We start from the raw sequence: 3,917 nt of genomic DNA, 5'->3' as shown, positions 1-3,917 counted from the left end.
TTCACGAGACCGCCGATCCCCAAGCCCCGACCCGCACCGCTCCGCGCGCCGATCTGCCGCCGCGGTCGCTGCCACGTGCTCAGGACGGCGGCGGAGGTGGCGGCATGGCGGGCGGCGGCGACAGCGGGAACGGCGGGAGCGGCGGGAGCGGCGGGAGCGGGATGGGCGGGACCGCGCCCTTCCTCCCCGATCCCGGCCTGATGTGGCTGATCTTCCGCCGCCGCCTGTGGCTGTTCCTTGCAGTCGTCGCCGCGGTTCTGGGGCTCGTCGCTGCCTACACCCTGACCCGCCCGGAGCTCTATTCCGCCTCGGCCAGCGTGCTGATCGAGCCGAGCCAGCCCGAGGTGCTCACCAGCGATCCGGTCGCCCCCAAGATGGAGGCCGAGACCAACGTGATTGACACCGAGGTCGAGATTCTCTCCTCGCGCCGTCTGGCGGGCCGCGTGGCCGAGGCGCTGAAGCTCGAGAGCTGGCCCGAGTTCGCTCGCAGCGCGTCCGCCGCGCCCGCCACGCAGGACGCGGTCGGCAAGCCCGAGCCCGGCACCCATCCGCTCGCCGGCGCGGTGCTGGCGCGCATGGACATCCGCCGTTCGGGCCTCACTTATCTCATCGACATTACCGCGAATGCCGAAAGCCCCAGGCTCGCCGCCGCGCTCGCGAACGAATATGCGCGCCAGTATCTCGCCCAGCAGCAGGAGATGAAATCGAGCACCTCGGAAGGTGCGCAGGAATTCCTCCAGACGCGGCTCGTCGAGCTGCGCCGCAATGCCGCCGAGGCCGATGCCGCGCTCCAGAGCTACATGATCCGCAACGGGCTGATGAGCGCCGAGGGCGCGACGATGGCGGAGCAGGAGGTCTCGGTCCTCAATCAGGAGATTTCCGCCGCGCGTGCAGCGCTGGCCGAAAAGGAAGGCCAGCTGGCCGCCGCGCGGACCCGCGTGGGCGGTCGCAGCGGCGGCGGGGCGGATGTGCCCGCGGCGCTCAACTCGGCCACCATATCGCAGCTGCGTGCCCGCGAGGCCGAACTGACCGGCGAGGTCGCGCGACTCGGTGAGCGGTTGGGCCCGCAGCACCCCGAACTGCGCCGCGCGCAGGGCGAACTGGTCGATATCCGCCAGCAGATCGAGCAGCAGATCAGCCGGGTTCTCGCCTCGCTCGAAGCCGACGTTCAGGCCGCCCGCTCGCGGGTCGCCTCGCTCGAGGGGAGCCAGGGGCGCGCGCGCGGATCGCTCGCCGCCAACAGCGCGGCGCAGGCCGGCTATCTCCAGCTCGAACGCGACGCCAAGGCGGCGCGGCAGATCTACGACACCTTCCTCGCCCGCGCGCAGGATGTCGAGGCGCAGTCAGGGCTGATCCGCCCCGACGCCTCGATCGAGACGCTGGCGCGCGAGCCGGTGATGCCGTCCTCGCCCAGCTACCCGCTGGCTGCGGCCGCGGCGCTGACGCTGGCGCTGATCTTCGGCTTTGCTGCGATCGGGACGGCAGAATATCTCGACGCGCGCATCCGCACCCGCGCCGACGTGGAGAAGCGGCTGGGCCTTGCCTATCTGGGCGCGGTGCCCGAGCTGGCCAGCACCACCCGCCGCGCGAAGGGCGAGGTGCCGCAGGATTACCTGCTCGAACACCCCCAGTCGCAGTTCACCGAAAGCGTGCGCGCCCTGAAGAACGCGCTGATGCTCCAGCCGGGCGGCACGCCTCGCAGCATCGCGGTGACTTCGGCGCTGCCGCGCGAGGGCAAGTCGACGACCGCGATCTGCCTTGCACGGATGCTCGCCGATGCGGGCGTGCGCACGGTGCTGGTCGATTGCGATGCGCGCCGCCACGCGGTCAGCACGGCGCTGCTGCCCGAGGGCTGGGACGGCTTCGGCCAATACCTGCGCCGCGAGGTGCCGCTCGCCCGCGCGCTGGCGATGGACGAGGCGACGGGGCTGGCGGTGCTCGGCTCGCGCCAGGGCGATGTCGGCGGGCGCGAGCTGTTCGTCAACCTGCCGCTCGCCGAGATGCTTGCCGAGCTGGCGATGCAGTTCGAGGTGGCGGTGATCGATACCGCGCCGGTTCTCGGCGTGGCCGAGACGCGGCTGATCGCGGCGGGCGCGGAATGCACGCTGATGCTCGCGCGCTGGCGCGACACCTCGATCAAGGCCGCCGAGACCGCCGCAGACCTGCTGCTCGCGGCTGATGCGGCGCTGGCCGGGTTGGCGCTGACCCGGGTGGACGTGCGCCAGTATGGCAGCACCGGGCAGCAGGACGTCTATTCCTACCGCGACAAGTTCGCGGGCTACTACGTCGACTAGGACGCCGCGCGGGCGCAATTGGTTTGTGGCATGATGCCGGAGTGCTAATATCGCCGGCGATGGATCGTCCGCTGCGCGCCGCCTGCTTCGTGATCGCCGCCGCGGGCGGGGCTCTCGCTCTCGCGAGCCTCGCTCTTGCAGGCCTGCGCCCGGCGGTGGTTCCCGCCACCTGGATTGTCGGCGGGGCGGCGGCCTTGCTTTTCCTGCGGATGCTGCTGAGCTCGGCCTACCGGCGCGGCATGGAGGCGCTGAACAGCGAGATGCAGGGCGACGATCCCTGGCCCGGCCGGGCGATGACCTTCCGCGATCCCGAATGGGGCCTGTTCGGTCGGCGGGTCGGTTCGCCCGCCTTGCTCTGGCTGCGCGCGGTATTGCTTTGCGGGACACCCCCGTTGCTGCTGCTGAGCGGCGTGATCGGGGACGCAGCCGGCCATCTGTGGTTTGCCTGCCTGTTCGTGGCGATCGAACTCAGCATCATCCACGCGGTGGAATCCCTGCCTAGAAGGCGAGCCTGACCCCCACGCTGACCCGGTTGCGGGTGAACTCGCGGAAGAATTCCTCGTCGGCAAAGCGCTGGAAGCGGTCGGCGCGCGCGAAGAGGCGCAGGGTGCGGTTGAGTTTCCATGTCGCGCCCGCCATCAGTGTGTATTCGTCGGCGGAGGTGTCGATCTGACCGATGGTCTCGATCCGAGCAAAGCCGCCGCGCGCTTCGAGGATCACGTTGCGCAGCAATTCGTGCTCGACCTCAAGGCGCGCCTGACTGCGGATATTGCCGCTGACCAGCTGCGATCCGCCTTCCTCGATCTGACGGTCGGCGTAGAGGCGCAGCGCGGTGAGCGGGGTCACCGCCCATGTGAGGTTTGCACCGAAGGAGGCACCGGTGAGCCCCTCGATCGCCGGATCGTCGACCACGCGGTGGAGGACGCCCGCGCGGACCTCGCCGAACAGCAGGCTCGACAGCTCCAGCCGCGCGCCCACCTCAAGCGCATAGCCGGTGGTGTCGCGGTCCCAGGGCTCGGCGATGCCGCTGTCGTCGGAATAGGCCAGCCGGTCGACCTGCCCGCGCACCAGCGCCGAGACCCGCGGCGAGATCTCGAGCGAGGCGGTGAGCGCCCCGCGCATGTAGAGCGAATCGCGGAAGTCCTGCTCGATCAGCGTGCCGTCGCTAGTCTCGGCATCGTCGAAGTCGAGCACCGCCACCTGCGCGTCGCCGGTCAGCTGGAGCCGGCCCATCTGGTGCGCGAGGCTGAACAGCGTGTCGGCGCGGCGGAAGCGGGTGGGGCGGCGCGCCTGGCCGGCGCTGGTGATGTTGGCGCGGTCCTCGGCGAGCGAATCGAGCGAGGCGACGAGCCGCGCAGAGGTCTCGCGGCTGATGTCGAGCCGACCCTGCACCCGGCCGCCGCCCTCCATCACGTCCTCGGTGGTGAACTCGCCGTGGAAGTTCTGCTGGACATAGGCGTCGGCCTCGAGCCGGTGGCGCTGCCAGCGCGAGGCGAGCCGCACCGCGCCCCTCAAGGTGAGCTCGACATCGCCCTCGCCGTCATCGGGGAGGGCGAGAATGTTGTCGTCATACTCGATCCGCGCTTCGACAGTGGGGTAGAGGAAGAAGCTGCCGATCCGCCC

3 protein-coding genes are annotated in these 3,917 nt (G+C 70.6%); 2 read left to right on the top strand and 1 reads right to left on the bottom strand.

Annotated features, from left to right (window positions below):
- On the top strand, nucleotides 1-2,294 hold a 2,294-nt coding region (locus AX692_RS00675; protein WP_230961024.1), incomplete at its 5' end, for a GumC family protein.
- Between the two features lie 59 nt (nucleotides 2,295-2,353).
- Nucleotides 2,354-2,809, top strand: a complete 456-nt coding sequence (locus tag AX692_RS00670) for a hypothetical protein (RefSeq protein ID WP_073974822.1) — start codon at nucleotides 2,354-2,356, stop codon at nucleotides 2,807-2,809.
- On the opposite strand, the gene AX692_RS00665 is transcribed toward AX692_RS00670, so the two are convergent.
- The coding region (locus AX692_RS00665) for an outer membrane beta-barrel protein (RefSeq protein WP_073977522.1) at nucleotides 2,793-3,917 on the bottom strand (1,125 nt) is incomplete at its 5' end. The genes AX692_RS00670 and AX692_RS00665 overlap by 17 nt on opposite strands.

Origin of the sequence: Erythrobacter donghaensis (genome assembly GCF_001557325.1) — a bacterium.
Lineage (GTDB): Bacteria > Pseudomonadota > Alphaproteobacteria > Sphingomonadales > Sphingomonadaceae > Erythrobacter > Erythrobacter donghaensis_B.
This window is presented reverse-complemented; position numbering and strand designations above follow the sequence as displayed.

Excerpts from the sequence above, each read along its gene's own strand:
- AX692_RS00670 (WP_073974822.1), top strand. The coding sequence starts at position 2,354 with ATGGATCGTCCGCTGCGCGCCGCCTGCTTCGTGATCGCCGCCGCGGGC.